This window comes from Paenibacillus sp. CCS19, from assembly GCF_033239625.1.
Taxonomy (GTDB): Bacteria; Bacillota; Bacilli; order Paenibacillales; family Paenibacillaceae; genus Paenibacillus_T.
Map to the genome: position 1 here is coordinate 41900 of NZ_BTCK01000018.1, position 16777 is coordinate 58676.

The following is a 16777-nucleotide window of genomic DNA, read 5'->3' on the forward strand; positions in this document are numbered from 1 at the left end:
CACTTAGCAATTTGCTTTCCTATTCGAAATCACTGCCTGCAAGCATACACTTACGGTCACTCCTTATGCGATGCCGGATATACGGCTCGCTGCGGCGGCTACCGCTTCGCGGATCGCTTCACGCCTGCTTTCCCACTCAAACACGCTAATGGAGCAGCTGATCGCTGCAACAGCATGTCCGTCCGGACGAAATACAGGTGCAGCCGCACAACAAATCCCGACAACACCTTCCTGCATCTCTTCGGCAACGCCGCTCTGGCGGAACTGCTCAAGCTGACGGAACAGCGTGTCGCGGTCTGTAATCGAATAAGGCGTCGAAGGCTGTTCGATCACTTGCTCTGGATACAGCTCATACAAGGCTTGCTCGTCCATTCTCGACAGCAGCGCCTTGCCGAGCGCTGTTACGTGAGCAGGCAGTCGTGCGCCAGGCGAAGAAGCAAGCCGAAGCGGCGTCTTCACTTCTTCCATTGCCAAGTAGATCACCTCTCGACCTTCGAGCCTTGCAAGCTGGAAGGTAGCGCCAACCTGAGCTGCCGCCGACCGAGCTTCCCGGTGGAAAGCCGCTACATAATCGAACTGTCTGAAAAAAGCATTGCCAATCGCGCCCGCCGTCGAGCCTAGCGAGTATGTATCATCCTCGTTCTTCTCGATCCATCGAAGCATCTCAAGCGTATACAGCAGCGAGAACATAGAGCTCTTGTTCACATCGAGTCTTCTTGCAAGATCGATCAGGCGAAGTCGTGCAGGCTCAGCCGCAACGAGAAGCATCACATCGTTCGCACGCCGGACTGCAGGTACCTGATATTTGTCCGTCAAACGGTACTAGCCTCCATTCAAAAAACGTTAGTGGTTCTGTATATAAAACCTTGGTTTGATATATTGGTATTGTAACATGTTTTTTCGGTGTGGAGCAATATCCATTCCTTTGCTTTCGATTGATTGCTATAGCGTTCAGCAGCTGAATCCTGTGTTAATATAGAGAAAGTAAACGTTTTCTTTTATAATCACGATCCATTCTCATTACGATTTTAACTGGAAGGGATGTTGCTTGATGATTTGTTCTGTCTTTACCGTTGCTACGCCTGATTTGTCGCCGCAACAACTGCTGGCTGCTGCGAAGAAAGCGGGAATCGACGCAATCGAATGGCGATGCACTCGCATATCCGATAGCGTGAAGAATGATCCGCCTTCCTTCTGGGGCAACAATCGGTGCACGATAGACCCCGACAGCTCAACAGAAGCGCTCGCTGAGCTGCGAGCGGCTGCCGATGCGCATGGACTTCAATCATTAGCGGTCGTCCCTTATTTGGCTTGCGGCGATCTGGAAGAAACCGAGCGAATGCTGACAATAGCGTCTGCACTTGGCGCATCGTATATTCGACTAGGTGTTCCCGGCTACAATGGAAGCCGCCCATATGGCGAGCTGCTTCAAGAGGCGCGAGCATATATTCGAGAAGCTGAGAAGTTGGCCCGTCGATACGGAATCAAGGGTCTCGTCGAGACGCATCACAACACAATCGCGCCTAGCGCTTCGCTAGCTCATCGTCTGATTGAAGGCTGCGACCCGGATGCAATTGGCGTATTGTACGATCCAGGCAACCTCGTTCACGAGGGCTTCGAGCAATATCGGATGGGGCTCGAGCTGCTCGGTCCGTACTTGGCACATGTCCATGTCAAGAACGCTGGCTGGATGCCTGCAACCGATAGCACAGATCCACTCGATCCTGTTTCCTGGCATTGCGCCTGGCAGCCGGTTGCAGGTGGCATCGTACCTTGGAAACGTGTGTTAGCAGACTTGAAGGCGGTCGGCTATCAAGGTGCGTTCGGCATTGAAGATTTCAGCGGCGCGTTCGACAGCAGCGAGATGCTTCAGCTGTTCGTCCGTCAAATGCATACATGGTGGGAAGAAGTGCAATAACTTAACCCGCTGATCAAAGCCTGACCCATCGTTAATATGCATGCATAATATTGGCGTTCCGCGGAGAAAACAACGAGGATTGTATTCTTTTCCGCCCCTCCGTTTTGAAGGGAGAACGTCCAATGAAACGACAATCTAGAATCGTTATTCTGCTCGTCCTTGCACTTCTGCTTGCCAATCCGATTGATGCTTCAGCCTATCCGTCCGAAGCCGAACCAACACCAAGCGATCACGCTGCAGCTTCAGTCGACAGCAGCCGGACCATGCAATCGACAGAGCAGTACAATTCGTACGCCCGTCCCCGCAAGAAACAGCGGAAGCAGGCCGTTATGAGCTGGATTACACTGGAGAAGCGATATCCAGGCGCATTCGTCACGCATGGTCCTCGCAGTGTGCGGCGAGCAGCGCTAACGTTCGACGATGTACCGGATCCGCGCTATACGGGCAAAGTGCTCGATGTACTCGCGCGTTATAACGTGAGAGCGACGTTCTTCGTGCTCGGTTCCCTGGCAACGCGCTATCCGCAGCTCGTTCGCCGAATGGAGCGAGAAGGTCACACCGTCGGCAACCATTCTTACAACCATGCGGTATTCTCGCAATTAACCGCCGAACAGTATCAACGCCAGATTGCTCGAACAGATGCGATTCTTGCACCTCTCGTTGGATATAGTCCGCGCTATATCCGTCCGCCTTATGGCGAGATAAGACCCGCTCAAGTGCAGTGGGCGAAGCGCAACGGCTACGTTGTTGTGAACTGGGACGTCGATTCCGTCGATTGGCGAAGCTTGCGAAGCAGGTCGGTCATTATCAACGTCCGCAAGACGCTCCAGCCAGGCTCGATCATTCTCCAGCATGCTGGCGGAGGCAGTACACAGGATCTATCGGGTACCGTCGAGGCGCTGCCTGTTATTATCCGAATGCTGCGGAACAAAGGATACGAGCTCGTGACGATTCCAGAGATGCTCGGCTCCTCAGATGGCCGCTGGCAGCAGCGATAAGTCAACAACAACTGTACAACCTGCCACGAACAACAAGAAAGCGGAGATGCAATAATTGCATCTCCGCTTTCTTGTTGCTGCCATGCGAGCCAATAAACAAATTAATAATTACGATTCCAGTACATAAACCTTCACATACTGAATGCCGAAGTCGCTCACCTGTGCTGCTGTGCCTGGGACGAACAGATCGATGCGATTGCCCTTAATCGCACTGCCTACGTCCAATGCGGTAGCGATCATTCCTCCAGTCGGAAGTCCTGCAAAGTCGTAACCGACTATGTACAGCTTCGTGCCTAGCGCGATCTTCGATGGATCGACAGCTACTGTGCCTACCTTAAGCGAATTACCGAAGTAATCAAGTCCGCCCCAGCCGCCATTCTCTGCTGGATCCGCTGAATAAGCTGTTGCCGTCATTTGAATCGTTTTCGAAACATCAAACTGCTTACCGCCAACTGTCACACTGTCGTTGCTAACTGTGCTTGCTGTTGTTGCCGATGCCGCAGGCGCCGATGCCACTTTAAACGTATTGCTTATCGTGGGAATGGACAGCCGCTGGCCTTCAATAATATTGTTCGGATTCACACTCGGATTGGCTGAAGCAATCTGCTGCATCGTCAATCCGTAGTACTGGGACAGCGTCCAGAACGTCGTTGTCTTCGTCGCCACATGAACGGAAGCTGCATCGGCGGATGCCGCGGATGCGGACCAAGCGATCGAGATGCCAAGAGCAGCAGCAGCCGCTGTGCGGGCCCACTGCTTCAAACATTTTGCAAACGGTTTCACTGTAAGCTGTGTCATTAAGTTAGAATCCTCCTGTTGTATACGCCTACGAGGTTAGTTGTCGGATTCGGATGAGGAGTCACCCTACGCATCGAACAACTGGCGCCCGCCAGCTGCTTATGCGATTCACCCCGAGGATTCAGCTCGCCTTTATGGCAATCTGAATACCATGAATCTCCCCCGCACGTTAGTTTCGGCTCGCGTAAAACAATACCACATTTAACTCACCCATGAAACTGGTAATTGCCGCCACTACAAGTTCCATCCTACTCCCGCCTGCCCGCAAATGACCCTTCCGCCACCTCCCCATTAGCGGAAAAATCGCCATTCATTCCGTTGAAATTACAGAAACGAAGAAGCCGCAAGCTAGTAAAGTCTTATATTTGTACAAATGCCGTTGCAGGCACGATTCCTGCCTGAATACAATGGCGTAGCATTTGTATATGGAAGCTGTTTGTCCCGTTACACGGGATGGCTCGTGATTGGAGGTCGTTGCATTACATGATGAACATCATGATCATGGCCGGCGGCAAAGGTACCCGGTTCTGGCCCCGCAGCGTCAAAACAATACCTAAGCAATTCCTGTCATTCGGCTCGGGACCTACGCTCATCCAGCAGACTGTTGACCGATTCCGGCGCCTGGTGCCTGATGAACGTCTATTCATTGCAGCGCCTACCGCGCACGTCCCGCTCGTAACCAGCCAACTTCCCTCTTTATCCACCGAACAAATCTTCACCGAGCCGGAGCAAAAAGGGACGGCCGCCTGCATCGCCTATGCCGCTTACACCATGCTGGCCAAAGGCGATGATCGCCCGATCGTATTCGTACCCGCAGATCAATATGTCGCCGACGATGACGTTTATCTCGCCGCCATCGAGCGAGCTGCACAGGCTGCGACTGCCGTTAATTCGATTGTCACGCTTGGCATACGGCCGGATCGCCCCGACACGGGCTTCGGCTACATGGAGATCAAAGCCGATGAAGATCAGTCGGATGCGGAGGATTCCCTGCATAAAGTGAAACGATTCTTAGAAAAACCCGATGCCGCTACGGCAGAGAAGTTAATTCAACAGCACAACGTGTATTGGAACAGCGGCATCGTTGTATGGCGTCCCTCCTCCATCTTGCATCACATCGCCATGAAGGAACCGGCGCTGTGGCAGCCGTTCATTGAACACGATGGCAATCCTGCCTTAGCCTACGCAGACATTCCCGAACTCTCGATCGATTACGCTGTGCTCGAGAAAACCGACGAAATCCACTGCATTCCAATCGACTGCGGCTGGGACGATATCGGATCATGGGCTGCTTTTCGCCGACATCATCCGTCTGATGCGCTTGGCAATGTCGCACAAGGCGCCATTCGGCTGTTTGAAAGCGAAGGCAACACCGTCTATTCCGAGACGGAGACGCTGCTTATCGGCGTATCCGACTTGATAGTCGTCTCCACCCCGCACGGTCTGCTCGTCTGCCATCGGTCCGAAGAGCCTCGGTTGAAATATTGGCTGAACGAGTCCATGAGGTGATGCAAGTGAAGGCTCTCATTACGGGCATCAACGGCTTTGTCGGAGGCCACCTTGCATCGTATTTGCTAAGCGAAGGCATTGAAGTCGCCGGCACCTGCCGCTGCAGGCAGCATAACGGAGAAGACGCCCTCTCGAATAAGAACATCCGCTTAATCGAGTGCGAACTTCGAGATGCCGCTGCCGTCGAAGAAGTCATTGCTGCCGAGCGTCCCGATCATCTATTCCATCTGGCTGCGCAAAGCTTCGTTCCCGCCTCATGGGCATCGCCCAGCGATACGATCCATAATAACGTCGCAGGTCAGGTACACTTGCTCGAAGCGATTCGACTTCATAAGCTTCCGACCAAAGTGCTCATCGCAGGATCAAGCGAGGCGTACGGCGAGGTACACACGAATGAGATTCCCGTTACGGAAAATAACCCGCTAAGGCCGATGAATCCTTATGCCATCAGCAAAATCGCGCAGGACTTTCTAGGCATGCAATACTACCGGCAGTATGGCATACCTATCGTTCGGATGCGGACGTTTAATCATATCGGGCCTCGGCAGAACGAACATTTCGTTACGTCCAGCTTCGCCAAGCAAATCGCCGAAATCGAGAAGGGGCTGCGTCCGCCGGTTCTCTATGTCGGCAATCTGGAGGCCAGGCGGGATTTCACCGACGTCCGCGATGTCGTACACGCCTATTGGCTTGCGATTCAACACGGCACCCCTGGCGAGTGCTATAACGTTGCTTCAGGTCGAAGCTGGTCAGCCGGCGACCTGCTGCAGCTGCTGCTGTCCCTCTCTCCGATTAAAGTCACCATTGAACAAGATGCCGCACGGATGCGGCCATCGGATGTCCCTATCGTTATCGGCGATTCAGCCAAGTTGACCAGCCAAACCGGCTGGCTGCCTAAGATCCCGATCGAGACAACGATGCAAGAGGTGCTCGAGTATTGGCGGGATCAGCTCGACAAGAGCTAATGCCGAAACCTTCAACTTCAACTTCCCAAAGGTTAGCTTTACCGACACTGATTCCAAGAGGGCAGGTGAATCATCATGCCATCCCGCTCAGCTAAAAGCACAGCCCGGGCAAAGTCCCGCTCTTCCAGCGCACGCAAACGATCCGTCCGCTCTCGCACACGAGCGTCCAAGTCTTCGAAGTTATCCAAGCTGCGGCGCAAACGGGGCATCATCACCAAACGCCGCCGCCGAGCGATAAGCAAACGCCGAAAGCGTTCCGTGCATCCGCAGTCTTCCCAGCAGATTCAACCGGTCTGGGAGCGCTACGAGAGCGAACCGCATTATGGAACCTATGACCCCGGACATGCGAATCATGATCCGGTCGTCATCGATAAGAAACCGCTGATCCGTCCGGTTACGATCATCATCCTGACATGGAACGGCATTGACTATACGCGCAAATGTCTGGCCGCGCTTCAGCCTTCCCTGCAAGCGGGGATGACCGAGGTGCTCGTATTCGACAACGGCAGTACGGACGGTACGGTCAGCTACCTGCAATCGATTCCTTGGGTTAAGCTCGTTACCCATCCGACCAATATCGGCTTCGTCGCCGGCAATAATGCGGCCCTCCCTTATGCAAGACCAGACAGTGACATCGTCCTGCTCAACAACGATATTCTCGCCGAGCAGCATGACTGGCTGTCGAAGCTGCAGGAGACGGCTTATCAGTCGCGTGACATCGGCATTGTCGGCTGCCGCCTGCGCGGACCGGAGGGCCAGCTGCATCACGCGGGCACCTACATCCTTCCGGATGACCTGACGGGCCAGCAAATCGGCGGCGAAGAGCATGACTTGCGGCAATATACGAGCGTTCGCGATGTACAGGGCGTTATTTTTGCAACAGCCTATTTGAAACGGGAACTGATCCAGCGCATCGGCTTCCTCGACCCCGATTATTTCTCCTATTTCGAGGATACGGATTACTGCTTGAAGGCGATTATGTCCGGCTACCGCGTCGTGTGCGACGGACGTGTCACGCTGCATCATTATCACAACACGTCTACGCGCGTGAACGGCGTCAACTTCTGGGATATGTACAATAAGTCGCGTGAAGTATTCCGCAGCAAGTGGGCTGTCCCGCTTGAAACCCGCTATGAGAACCGGGTCAACTGGCAGTCGCTCGCATTCCTATCCTTGTACGGTTACACGGAGACATCAAGAAACCTGATGCTGGCTCTCGACCGCAATCATGTGAAGGTCTCCTACAGTTATGTATACGGACCGGGTACGCCGCTGCCATTCGGCGAGCCCGAGACAGGACCGGACAACAAGATCAACTTGTTCAAGAAACGTTCGACTGCGGGAGACCGCGTCCATGTCGTGTATGGGCAAGGCGACGTCTTCTTCAAGAATGACGGCGACTACAAAATCGGCTTTACGATGCTGGAGGTCGACGGACTCCCTGCGGACTGGGTGCAGCAGTGCAACACGATGAACGAGGTGTGGGTACCGTCCCGCTTCAACCTTCAGACGTTCCGCGACAGCGGTGTCCAGGTGCCGATACATGTCATGCCGCTTGGGGTAGATCCTGACTATTTCCACCCTAACATTCGCGGCAAACGATTCTTCGAAGACAAATTCACCTTCCTGTCTGTGTTCGAATGGGGCGAACGCAAGTCGCCGGAATTACTGTTCGAAGCGTTTGCGAATGCGTTCCACGGGCGCGATGATGTGCGGCTCGTCTGCAAAATCATTAACAACGATCCAACGATCGACGTCCCCGCCGAAATTCGCAAGCTGAAGCTCGGTTCCGTCGCAGATCGGATTCTCGTCCTGCATAATGACAAGATCCCTTCGCACTGGATGGGCAGCCTATATCGTTCGGCGGACTGCTTCGTCCTGCCGACCCGCGGCGAAGGCTGGGGCATGCCGATTCTAGAAGCGATGGCTTGCGGTCTTCCTGTCATCGCGACTAACTGGAGCGCGCAGACCGAGTTCATGAACGAATCGAACAGCTACCCGCTCCGCGTGAAGCGTCTCGTGCCTGCAGAAGCGCGATGCGTCTACTACCACGGCTTTAACTGGGCAGAGCCGGATCTGGATCATATGATCGAGTTGATGCGCTACGTCGCAGATCACCGATACGAAGCGGCAGAGAAAGGCCGTATCGCATCCGCCGATATGCATAGCCGTTTCACATGGGACCATGCAGCCGCAAGAATGAAAAACCGGCTGCTGATGCTATGAGCAAGCGGGCCGCACGTCAAGGGCGTACGCGGCGGGCGGCCACTCGTGCGCGGAAAGGTTCTCGTATACGGCGTTCCAATCGAAGCGCAGCCGCTCGCAAGGCCGGACGGTCACGGCGCCGCTATGCGAGCGGCAAAGCTCGACATTATGCAGGCGGCAGCTCGGCTGCATTACAGCCCGTTCTGCTGCCGGAGCAGCCTGCTTCAGTACCTCCGCCTATGCTTGTACCTGAAGGAATGCCCGGTGTACAGCTTGTCGGCTTCAATCGTTCCGACTCCGGTCTGGGTGAAGCGTGCAGACTGCAGGCTGCCTCCTTAATAAGCGCCGGGGTACCCGCTTCGATCATTAGCTGTGACTCCTTATCGATGGGCAATGCGTCTGACTTGACGTGGGCCCGTCTGGAGATCCCGTCTCCCATTCACAAATGTACGATTATGCAATTCAACCCCGACTATATGCCCCATGTGCTCGGACGGTTCGGACACCATCTTGTCGATCGCAAATACACGATTGGCTATTGGCACTGGGAGATGACGGATATTCCGGACAATTGGGCAGATAGCTGGCCCTATGTACACGAGATATGGACGCCTTCCCGATTCGTACGGGATGTTGTATCGGCCAAGAGTCCCGTGCCGGTCCTGACCATGCCTTATGGTATTGCAGTCCCTGCTTTGCATGGAACCCCGCAGAGCAGCCGCGCAGCCTATGGCTTGCCCGATAACAGCTTCCTATTCCTGACGATGTTCGATACCCACAGCTTCGTCGAGCGCAAAAATCCGATCGGCGCGCTTAACGCGTTTCTCCACGCATTCGGCGCTGTGAATCCTTCCGTCGGACTCGTATTGAAAGCCAATCATGCAAACGCTGGAGGACCTGCCTTAGAGTTTCTGAAGCAGCGAGTTGCCAGCTGCCGCAATGTATATTGGATCGAAGCGCCGATGACCCGCGAGCAGACATCCGGCTTGATTGCGTCCTGCGACGCGTATGTATCGCTGCATCGCGCCGAAGGCTTCGGCCTTGCGATCGCAGAAGCGATGGCGATGAGCAAGCCCGTTATTGCAACGAACTGGTCCGGCAATACCGATTTCCTGCAATCCAGCAACGGCTGTCCCGTCCGCTATACGCTTGTGCCGAATCCGATAACGATCGGTCCCTATCAAGCAGGCGGATGGTGGGCGGAGCCGGATCTGCAGCATGCCGCTGACTACATGAAGCAGCTTGTATCCGATCGAGTAACGGGGCTGCGGATCGGGGCTGCCGCGGCGCACACCATTGCAACCCGCTACAACCCGGCAGTACTCGGCGGCGCGATGCGGAATCGATTAGCTGAGATTGGTGTTTTGTCTTAGGGATGAACAAACCGCCTGCGGTCAATGGACTGCGGGCGGCTCTTTTATTGCGATATGCACTGTGGGGATAACGAATCGTTAGAGCGCTCTAATGTCTCTAATCCATCGCTGCCAAGAGGACAGATAGTTAGAGCATTTAAATGTATCTTATCCCGCCGCTTTTGATGGTGATGCGTGGTTAGCTTACTTGTCCAGTTGGGTAGACAAACAGGCGCTGCAGCTTATCGCTGCAACGCCTTCCTTCATTAATATATGATTGCTGTTTGGACGTGGATTAGCCCGTAAACTCTTGTACCCATTGGCCGTTGTAATAACCAACGCCGATTTTCTTAAAGTTAGCGCTCAGAATGTTCGCTTTGTGGCCTGCGCTGTTCATCCAAGCTGTCATAACCTCTTGCGGCGTCTTCTGACCGGCTGCGATATTCTCGCCTGCATACGAGTATTTCACGCCGTACGCGGTCATCATATCAAATGGCGATCCATATGTCGGAGACGTGTGGCTGAAGTAATGGTTGACCGCCATATCCTTCGCCTTGTCATTGGCAACCGTCGTAAGCAGGGAGTCGCTCGTCAAAGCGGACAAGCCCGCCTTCGCACGCTCTTGGTTAACAAGCGTTACAACCTGCTGCGCATAAGCGCTGGTGCTTGTAGTCGTACCCGTACTTGTGCCTGTACCTCCCGTCGACGTGCCTGTGCTTGGCTTCGTCGTCGTCGTTGTACCGCTGCCCGTTCCTGTGCTTGGCTTCGTTGTCGTAGTCGTGCCGCTGCCCGTTCCCGTGCTTGGCTTCGTCACCGTAACCGTTCCTTGGCCGAGCTGACTCCAGATCGAATTCCAATCTATCGTAATCCCGTACTGGGATGCGAGCTTGCTAAGCTCGGAGCTGTTGCTGATTACAATGGTTTTGTACTGTGTCGGGGTTACCGTAGCAGCGGAAGCTTGACCTGCCGCCCCGATGCCTGCGAACGCCATCCCAGCGATAACGGCGCCAACGACAGTCTTGCGAATATATGGCTTGTTCATGTGTTCGTTCCTCCCGGATCATGATTATCTGTCGAGGAAAGACGACGCTTCCCTTCGATGCCATTCATGTTATCACGGGGAGTGCGGACATTCATGCCGCAGATACTGGAAAAGATTAGAGCTTTCTCACCTATCGCTCATTGTTTTCAGACTCTTTCTCATCCAATCAGCCCTTGAATGTGCAATATAAGTCGACAACCTCACGTCCGCCTCTGAACATCGCCATCAGCTGTTCGAAGCTGACAAGCTGCGGTGCTGTATAATTAAAGTCAAGGATATACAAATTTGGATACAGCCTGCACAGTGTATCGTATAGTCTACGAGGCTCCTCATCGAAAATGGTACGCTGCGCAGTCGGGTTGAACTCTACGATCAAGTCAGGTTTGAACTTCGCGATCGTTTTCTCCATGCCGTTCAACGCGGGCACTTCTGCTCCTTCTACGTCCAGCTTGATCAGATCAAGCGCAGTCAGCTTGCGTTCCTTCACCCAATCATCGATGCGGACGCATTGAACCGTTTCTTGATAACCCCGCTCCGCATGCTCGGTCGTAATATGCGACCAACCGCCGCCGAAATCAATGTAGGAAAACTGCATTTGCGTATTTTTATCAAATACACCAAGCTTCACAGGTTCGACATTCGCCTTTTGATTTTGAATAACGTTATAAGTCAAGTAGTTGAAATTAACCGCCGAAGGCTCGAACGCAAATACCTTGCCCTGCGATGCGTAAGTGCTCATTCCAAGCGAGATCGCGCCAATATTGGCACCAATGTCCAGACATACCGCATTAGGCTTCACGATATTCCGCAGCACATTCATGATATGGGGCTCATAATAGCCGCCGCCCTTCTCGATTCCTGCCAGTATCATATCTCCGTCATTCGAGCTGAGCGCATAGGGGTATGGAAAATTCGGCATCCGCAGCCAAGTCGTCTTCATTAATGTAATCCCTCCAAGTCTTTATGAGGCTGTTCAAAAAGTCCGCTTTTGATCACGAAGTAAGTCAGGAAGCTTAATCAACGTCGAAGCTTGCGTTCACCTTTTATGTGGCCTCGTACCAATAAATCGGTCCATTGATAATGGCGCGTCTGCCTGCCGACACTGCATTCATGCAGTACGTATAGGTCCCTTCGACCGGAACCGTTATCTCGCAGTCCATCGTCATCAGCGCATTCCAATGACACATCTCTGATTCGCGGAACAGCTCTGTGCCGGCTCCAGACGATTCACGAATAACGATCTCCATCTCGCCGAGATCTGCCGTATGCGGCTTGCTCCAGCCGATCTCGAACGCAAGCCGTACGAGGCGATTAGGCTTCGTCGTCGTCACCGTCAACCTCCCAATCGGCACCTCCCAATCGACGAGTAGAAAAGGTACGATTTGATGCTTCTCCATTCGATACTCCGCCTTCTTCATCCTCTGCTCCAGTCTCCTCTCATCCGTGATTCGGCACTTAATCGTTCTATTATATGAGTGATAGAGTTCGCCCGTACGGGCGATCAATCGCATTCATAGAATAGAGTAAGAAGAATAAGAAAGAGTGGAGATGCGCATGGAGCTTCGCGAAATTGGAGGACAATACGATGCCATATTCAGCTTGGGGATGAACTGTCTCCCTGCGATTCAACTGGAACGTAACGGAATTCGTCCGTATACGGGAGTGCTGGACTGGGTAGAAGTGCAGCATCTGCCGAATGTCACCGAGATGATCCGCAACCGATTTTCGGATTTTGCGCTGCGGCACAATCTGGTCTACCATACGATGCTGAACAACTTCGTCTTCCTGCGGGATGTGAAGAACGGAATGATCATCGTTCATGACTTCCCTTACCCGCGCAACACGGCGACTCACTTGCCGGATTATGATGCCTTCCGTGCCAAAATGGATCGGCGAATCGAGCGGTTTCTGAGCAAAGCCGCCAGCTCGCGGCGTATTCTATTCGTCCGCACAGGAGGGCTTCCGGAGGAGGCGCTTGAGCTGGAGAGTGCGCTCGCATCAATCGTGACGGGCGAATTCCATATCCTTCTCGTCAATCACAACCCCGTCAAAGGTCTTGTCGAGAACCATTGGCCGCTCAAACACACATGTGGGGTTCTGCTGCCGGACCAGCCTGACATCTGGTATGGCAACGACGCTTACTGGAAGCAGATTCTTAAGAATGTGAAGTACAAACCTTAAGGAGGTTGTTCAAACCGTCTGCTTTTGACGCCATGGATCTACATTATTTTCCATAATCAGACTAACGATCTATCCTTTTTTTACTAGAATGGTGATAGTATAGTTGTCAAAAGAAGGAAACGGAGAGTGAGCAATCGTAACCGTTCGCAGGCTCGCAATCGATGATGATCGAAGCAGGAAAGGAAGATTGTGATGTACAGACAAGTAGAAACCGCTCATGACCTGGCGCAATTCAATCAAGTATGGGAAACCGTATGGCGCGAGAAAGGGTACGAGCTGGAATACTCCCGCAGCGTGCTCGCCCGCTATGTGGTGACTGCTCCCGAAGGCCAAGTTGTCGGTACATCCGAGATTAAACGCTATATTCGTGGCCAAAGTGAGATTGACGGGATTGCTCCGTTCGCCGAACATCCATCCATTATCGCCAGCCAAGGCAGCATAGGCGAGATTGACAAATTCGCTCTGCTTCGTCAGTTCCGAGGGCTTCGCTATTCAGCCGAGCTTATGTCGACAGCCGTTCACTGCTGCATGAGATTCAACCTCAAATATTGCGTGACGCTGCTGGAGCCTGTATTCTGCCGCGCGCTTCGCGTGTCGTTCAAAGTACCGATGGAGCAGATCGCCGAGAAAGCCTACTACAAAGGTGACTATGTCATACCGATCGTGTTCGACGTGGAACAATTCTATCAGAACGCTCATCGCTATGATTGGATCACGCTGCCGGACCTTGCCAATGCGCGATAACGAACAACGCCTTCATCTCCGCTGGCGAAGCGGGAATGAAGGCGTTGTTCGTTATGTTTTATTCATCTGAATCGTCCGGTTCATCCGGGTATGGAAAATCGAGCTTGTCAGCCTTCAGCAAATTGCAGTCGCTGCAGGCGCACACGCAGTTCATCGGGGACGATAATCCGCCCTTCGACTTCGGCATGACGTGGTCGATCGTATCGCCGAATTGCCCGCAGTAGCGGCACACATAATTGTCCCGCTGCAGAATGAGCAGTCGGAAATCGCTCTTCGTATACAGTTTATGAATGAGCCTTGGATGAATAATGCCCGCGGCCCCTTCCTGCACCATCCGAACCGCAATGTCCTTCTCGATCTCCGTATGCCAACGCTTGCCCGTCTCGCGGCGCCCGCGAAGCCGAATCATTCCAGTCCCTTTATCATTCAGAATCGCTGCATCATACGTAAAGGGCCCCTTGAACGGCACGATCCGCTTGTTCGGCGGCCGTACAGCCGGACGCTTCGGCGGTTCCGCCTCGGATACAGGCGATTCGCCCTCCGAGTTCCGCTTGCCCTTGCGCCGTCGGCGCTTCCGTTTCCGCTTGCGTTTGGCGGGAGCGTCTTCGCCGCCGAGATCATCCTCGGCATCATCGGAAGAATCGGCGATCGCCATCCCTTCCGATGATTCATCGTCGTCGTGAGCGGATAGCGGCGCTGCAGCAGAATGATGGTCTGGACTAGCCTCATCATCAGCAAGACTCGAGACGATTACGCTGCCCTTCTTCTTGCTGCGGCGTCTGCGTTTGCGCTTCCGTTGGCGCTTGCCGCCGCTCACTTGTTCTAGCGACGAGTCATCTGCGGACACTTCTTCGAACTCAGCCTCATGATCACTCTCATTGGAATGTTCGTTGTCCGTATCCAGCGCTGGCGCAAAACTGCCTGCTGACTGCTGCGGATCAGACGCTTCGTCCGTTCCTACTTCCTGCGCAGCAATCTTCTTCGCCTTCTTGCCGCGTCTGCGTTTTCTCTTGCGCTTACGCTTTGGCTGCTCCCCAGCGTCCTCCGCTGCTTCGAGCACAGCATCGTCGGCAGAATCTGTGCCAGTGCCGGCTTCAGCTGCTGAATTGCGCTCGACGCCGCCACCCCGTGTCGCGGCCTCCTCGCCGTAAAGCGCTTGCGCATTCGGCGTCGCCGCCTCGTCTCCTGATGCACGCAGCCGCTTGCGCGAACGCAGACAAGCGCGGCAAATACCGCGCCGCGTCTGTCGTCCGGACCGCTTCGGATATGCCTCCGGCGGTTTCTCCGCACCGCAGCCGGCGCATTGAATATTAGACATGCCCATTTCTCCGTTCCTCTGTATGCTGCCTTGGGACACAAGTTAGTAGCAAACTTTCCTTCATGTTACCCAAAATCTGCACATATCGCAAGGAATCAATGGAAATGGGCATTGCTGTTAAGCTGACGTTATGCGGAAAACAACCGGCAATACGCCCGCCGTCTCAACACCACGAATCGCGAGTGCATCCTGCCCGCGATCCCACTGTACGTCGCCGTCCCAGCCGAGCCGGTCGATGCGCGCGATACCTTCCTTATACAGGCCTGCCGCTTCTCCGAGCGATTCGATGATGATGTCTTCCGCTCCCGGATTACGCAGCGCGATCGCATACAGCACGTTGTCTTTGACCGTGAAACGAATGTCCTTATGCGTGAACTTGTCCCGCTTGCTATCGGAGAAAGCCCCGTCCGGCACGGCCGTCGGACCTTCGCCGTAGATCTTCCAATGCTTCGTATCATAGATCGCTTCGCCGTTAACGGACAACCACTCGCCGATCGTCTCCAGCATCGCAATCTCTTCATCCGGGAGCGTTCCGTCCGCTTTCGGCCCGATGTTAAGCAGCAGCGAGCCGTTCTTGCTCACGATATCGACCAGGTCGCTCACAATGTCTTCGACCGGCTTGTAATGCTGCTCTTTCACATAACACCAGCTGTTGTACGATACCGCCGTATCCGTCTGCCAGAACGGCTCTCGAATGCCCTTCAGCTGGCCGCGCTCAACATCATAAACAGCCGTGCCTTCCGGGAAGCTATTGTATTTGTAGTTGATCGCAACCGGCTGGTTCCGTTCCGCACTTAGGTTGTAATAATACGAAGCGAACTGCTGCAAGTACGGTTCGAAAGCATGCTGCTGAATCCACCAGTCGAAATAAACGATGTCCGGGGCATACTTGTCCGCAAGCTCGCACGTCCGCGCCAGCCAGTCATCGAGATAAGCCGCATTCGGCGGACACAGCGACGGATCATGATGGTCCTCAGGCCCTTTCGCTGCCGGTCCGTAGAACGATTCGAATGCCGGATCCTGCACATCCGAAGGGAACTTCCGGCCGCCGTCGAAGAACCACCAATGCTCCGCGCGGTGGCTCGATACGCCGAACTTCAAGCCCCGTGCGCGCGCCGCGGCGCCGAGCTCGGCAATAATGTCCTTGCGCGGCCCCATCTGCACAGCGTTCCATTCCGACAGCTCGCTGCCGTACATTTGGAACCCGTCATGATGTTCTGCCACTGGAATGACATAACGCGCACCCGACTTCACGAACAGGTCAGCCCATTGATCGGCGTCGAATTTCTCTGCCTTGAACATCGGGATGAAATCCTTGTAGCCGAATTCCGTATGCGGCCCGAACGTCTCCGCGTGATGCTTCCACTCTGGCGATCCCTCTTGGTACATGTTGCGCGAGTACCACTCGTTATTGAAGGCAGGCACGGCGAACAAGCCCCAGTGGATGAAAATGCCGAACTTCGCCCCCTCGTACCACTCCGGTACTTGGAACTGCTTGAGCGATTCCCAGTCTGGCTGGAACGGCCCATGCTTCGACACTTGACGCGCCTGCGATAGGATAGACTGTTGTTGCGATTGCTGCTGCTCCGATAGTTTCATAGTTTATATAAACCTCCTGCGTGTATGACGATAATGGATAGCTTCATTATATCCACTCTATCATCGCTTCCGACAGAAGCGTTCTTTGCACAAGCGTGTCCGATCTTGATATTGTGATGATTTTGTTAGCAGAATTGAAAATTTCGCA

Annotated in this window: 15 protein-coding genes and 1 riboswitch; of the genes, 8 read left to right on the forward strand and 7 right to left on the reverse strand. The window is 54.0% G+C overall.

Features of this window, described 5'->3' with window-relative positions:
- Positions 1 to 63: 63 nt before the first annotated feature.
- Positions 64 to 816, reverse strand: a complete 753-nt coding sequence (locus tag SBI19_RS14355; protein ID WP_317969302.1) for an IclR family transcriptional regulator — start codon at positions 814 to 816, stop codon at positions 64 to 66.
- A 235-nt stretch (positions 817 to 1051) separates the two neighbouring features.
- Between SBI19_RS14355 and SBI19_RS14360 the strand changes: the two genes are divergently transcribed.
- Complete coding sequence (locus tag SBI19_RS14360; protein WP_317969304.1) at positions 1052 to 1918, forward strand: sugar phosphate isomerase/epimerase family protein; 867 nt, start codon at positions 1052 to 1054, stop codon at positions 1916 to 1918.
- A 122-nt stretch (positions 1919 to 2040) separates the two neighbouring features.
- A complete protein-coding gene (locus tag SBI19_RS14365; RefSeq protein ID WP_317969306.1) occupies positions 2041 to 2916 on the forward strand; it encodes a polysaccharide deacetylase family protein in 876 nt (291 codons plus the stop codon).
- Between the two features lie 108 nt (positions 2917 to 3024).
- Here SBI19_RS14365 and SBI19_RS14370 read toward each other — a convergent pair whose 3' ends face one another.
- The gene (locus SBI19_RS14370) at positions 3025 to 3714 is read right to left on the reverse strand and encodes a 3D domain-containing protein (RefSeq protein ID WP_317969308.1); all 690 of its coding nucleotides are present in this window, start codon (positions 3712 to 3714) and stop codon (positions 3025 to 3027) included.
- A gap of 10 nt (positions 3715 to 3724) precedes the next feature.
- A riboswitch (cyclic di-AMP (ydaO/yuaA leader) is annotated at positions 3725 to 3905 on the reverse strand.
- A 292-nt stretch (positions 3906 to 4197) separates the two neighbouring features.
- On the opposite strand from SBI19_RS14370, the gene SBI19_RS14375 reads away from it, so the two are divergent.
- From SBI19_RS14375 to SBI19_RS14390, 4 genes are all read left to right on the forward strand, one after another.
- Positions 4198 to 5223, forward strand: coding sequence for a mannose-1-phosphate guanylyltransferase (locus tag SBI19_RS14375; RefSeq protein WP_317969310.1), 1026 nt, complete (start codon positions 4198 to 4200; stop codon positions 5221 to 5223).
- A 5-nt stretch (positions 5224 to 5228) separates the two neighbouring features.
- Complete coding sequence (locus SBI19_RS14380) at positions 5229 to 6188, forward strand: GDP-mannose 4,6-dehydratase (protein WP_317969402.1); 960 nt, start codon at positions 5229 to 5231, stop codon at positions 6186 to 6188.
- A 75-nt stretch (positions 6189 to 6263) separates the two neighbouring features.
- The gene (locus tag SBI19_RS14385) at positions 6264 to 8414 is read left to right on the forward strand and encodes a glycosyltransferase (protein ID WP_317969312.1); all 2151 of its coding nucleotides are present in this window, start codon (positions 6264 to 6266) and stop codon (positions 8412 to 8414) included.
- Complete coding sequence (locus SBI19_RS14390; protein ID WP_317969314.1) at positions 8411 to 9766, forward strand: glycosyltransferase family 4 protein; 1356 nt, start codon at positions 8411 to 8413, stop codon at positions 9764 to 9766. The genes SBI19_RS14385 and SBI19_RS14390 overlap by 4 nt, the downstream gene beginning before the upstream one ends.
- 274 nt (positions 9767 to 10040) lie before the next feature.
- On the opposite strand, the gene SBI19_RS14395 is transcribed toward SBI19_RS14390, so the two are convergent.
- From SBI19_RS14395 to SBI19_RS14405, 3 genes are all read right to left on the reverse strand, one after another.
- Positions 10041 to 10787, reverse strand: coding sequence for a CAP domain-containing protein (locus SBI19_RS14395; protein ID WP_317969316.1), 747 nt, complete (start codon positions 10785 to 10787; stop codon positions 10041 to 10043).
- Between the two features lie 166 nt (positions 10788 to 10953).
- Entirely contained in the window at positions 10954 to 11727 is a 774-nt protein-coding gene (locus SBI19_RS14400) for an FkbM family methyltransferase (protein WP_317969318.1), read from the reverse strand.
- Positions 11728 to 11830: 103 nt separating this feature from the next.
- Entirely contained in the window at positions 11831 to 12205 is a 375-nt protein-coding gene (locus SBI19_RS14405; RefSeq protein WP_317969320.1) for a hypothetical protein, read from the reverse strand.
- A 136-nt stretch (positions 12206 to 12341) separates the two neighbouring features.
- Here SBI19_RS14405 and SBI19_RS14410 point away from each other — a divergent pair, with 136 nt between their 5' ends.
- Both SBI19_RS14410 and SBI19_RS14415 read left to right on the forward strand, forming a co-directional pair.
- Positions 12342 to 12968 carry a DUF1796 family putative cysteine peptidase gene (locus tag SBI19_RS14410; protein WP_317969321.1) on the forward strand — a complete coding sequence of 209 codons (627 nt, stop codon included), beginning with the start codon at positions 12342 to 12344 and terminating at the stop codon, positions 12966 to 12968.
- Between the two features lie 192 nt (positions 12969 to 13160).
- A complete protein-coding gene (locus SBI19_RS14415; RefSeq protein ID WP_317969322.1) occupies positions 13161 to 13712 on the forward strand; it encodes a hypothetical protein in 552 nt (183 codons plus the stop codon).
- Between the two features lie 58 nt (positions 13713 to 13770).
- Here the strand turns inward: SBI19_RS14415 and SBI19_RS14420 are convergent, their stop codons facing one another.
- Positions 13771 to 15030 (reverse strand): HNH endonuclease, encoded by a 1260-nt coding sequence (locus SBI19_RS14420; RefSeq protein ID WP_317969323.1) that lies wholly within the window; start codon positions 15028 to 15030, stop codon positions 13771 to 13773.
- Between the two features lie 117 nt (positions 15031 to 15147).
- Complete coding sequence (locus SBI19_RS14425; protein WP_317969324.1) at positions 15148 to 16629, reverse strand: alpha-L-fucosidase; 1482 nt, start codon at positions 16627 to 16629, stop codon at positions 15148 to 15150.
- Positions 16630 to 16777: the final 148 nt, after the last annotated feature.

Bases quoted from the DNA above. Each gene is read 5' to 3' on its own strand.
- SBI19_RS14410 (WP_317969321.1), top strand. From the start codon at position 12,342: ATGGAGCTTCGCGAAATTGGAGGACAATACGATGCCATATTCAGCTTG.
- SBI19_RS14415 (WP_317969322.1), top strand. From the start codon at position 13,161: ATGTACAGACAAGTAGAAACCGCTCATGACCTGGCGCAATTCAATCAA.
- SBI19_RS14405 (WP_317969320.1), bottom strand. From the start codon at position 12,205: ATGAAGAAGGCGGAGTATCGAATGGAGAAGCATCAAATCGTACCTTTT.
- SBI19_RS14420 (WP_317969323.1), bottom strand. From the start codon at position 15,030: ATGTCTAATATTCAATGCGCCGGCTGCGGTGCGGAGAAACCGCCGGAG.
- SBI19_RS14370 (WP_317969308.1), bottom strand. From the start codon at position 3,714: ATGACACAGCTTACAGTGAAACCGTTTGCAAAATGTTTGAAGCAGTGG.
- SBI19_RS14395 (WP_317969316.1), bottom strand. From the start codon at position 10,787: ATGAACAAGCCATATATTCGCAAGACTGTCGTTGGCGCCGTTATCGCT.
- SBI19_RS14390 (WP_317969314.1), top strand. From the start codon at position 8,411: ATGAGCAAGCGGGCCGCACGTCAAGGGCGTACGCGGCGGGCGGCCACT.
- SBI19_RS14365 (WP_317969306.1), top strand. From the start codon at position 2,041: ATGAAACGACAATCTAGAATCGTTATTCTGCTCGTCCTTGCACTTCTG.
- SBI19_RS14425 (WP_317969324.1), bottom strand. From the start codon at position 16,629: ATGAAACTATCGGAGCAGCAGCAATCGCAACAACAGTCTATCCTATCG.
- SBI19_RS14360 (WP_317969304.1), top strand. From the start codon at position 1,052: ATGATTTGTTCTGTCTTTACCGTTGCTACGCCTGATTTGTCGCCGCAA.
- SBI19_RS14385 (WP_317969312.1), top strand. From the start codon at position 6,264: ATGCCATCCCGCTCAGCTAAAAGCACAGCCCGGGCAAAGTCCCGCTCT.
- SBI19_RS14400 (WP_317969318.1), bottom strand. From the start codon at position 11,727: ATGAAGACGACTTGGCTGCGGATGCCGAATTTTCCATACCCCTATGCG.
- SBI19_RS14375 (WP_317969310.1), top strand. From the start codon at position 4,198: ATGATGAACATCATGATCATGGCCGGCGGCAAAGGTACCCGGTTCTGG.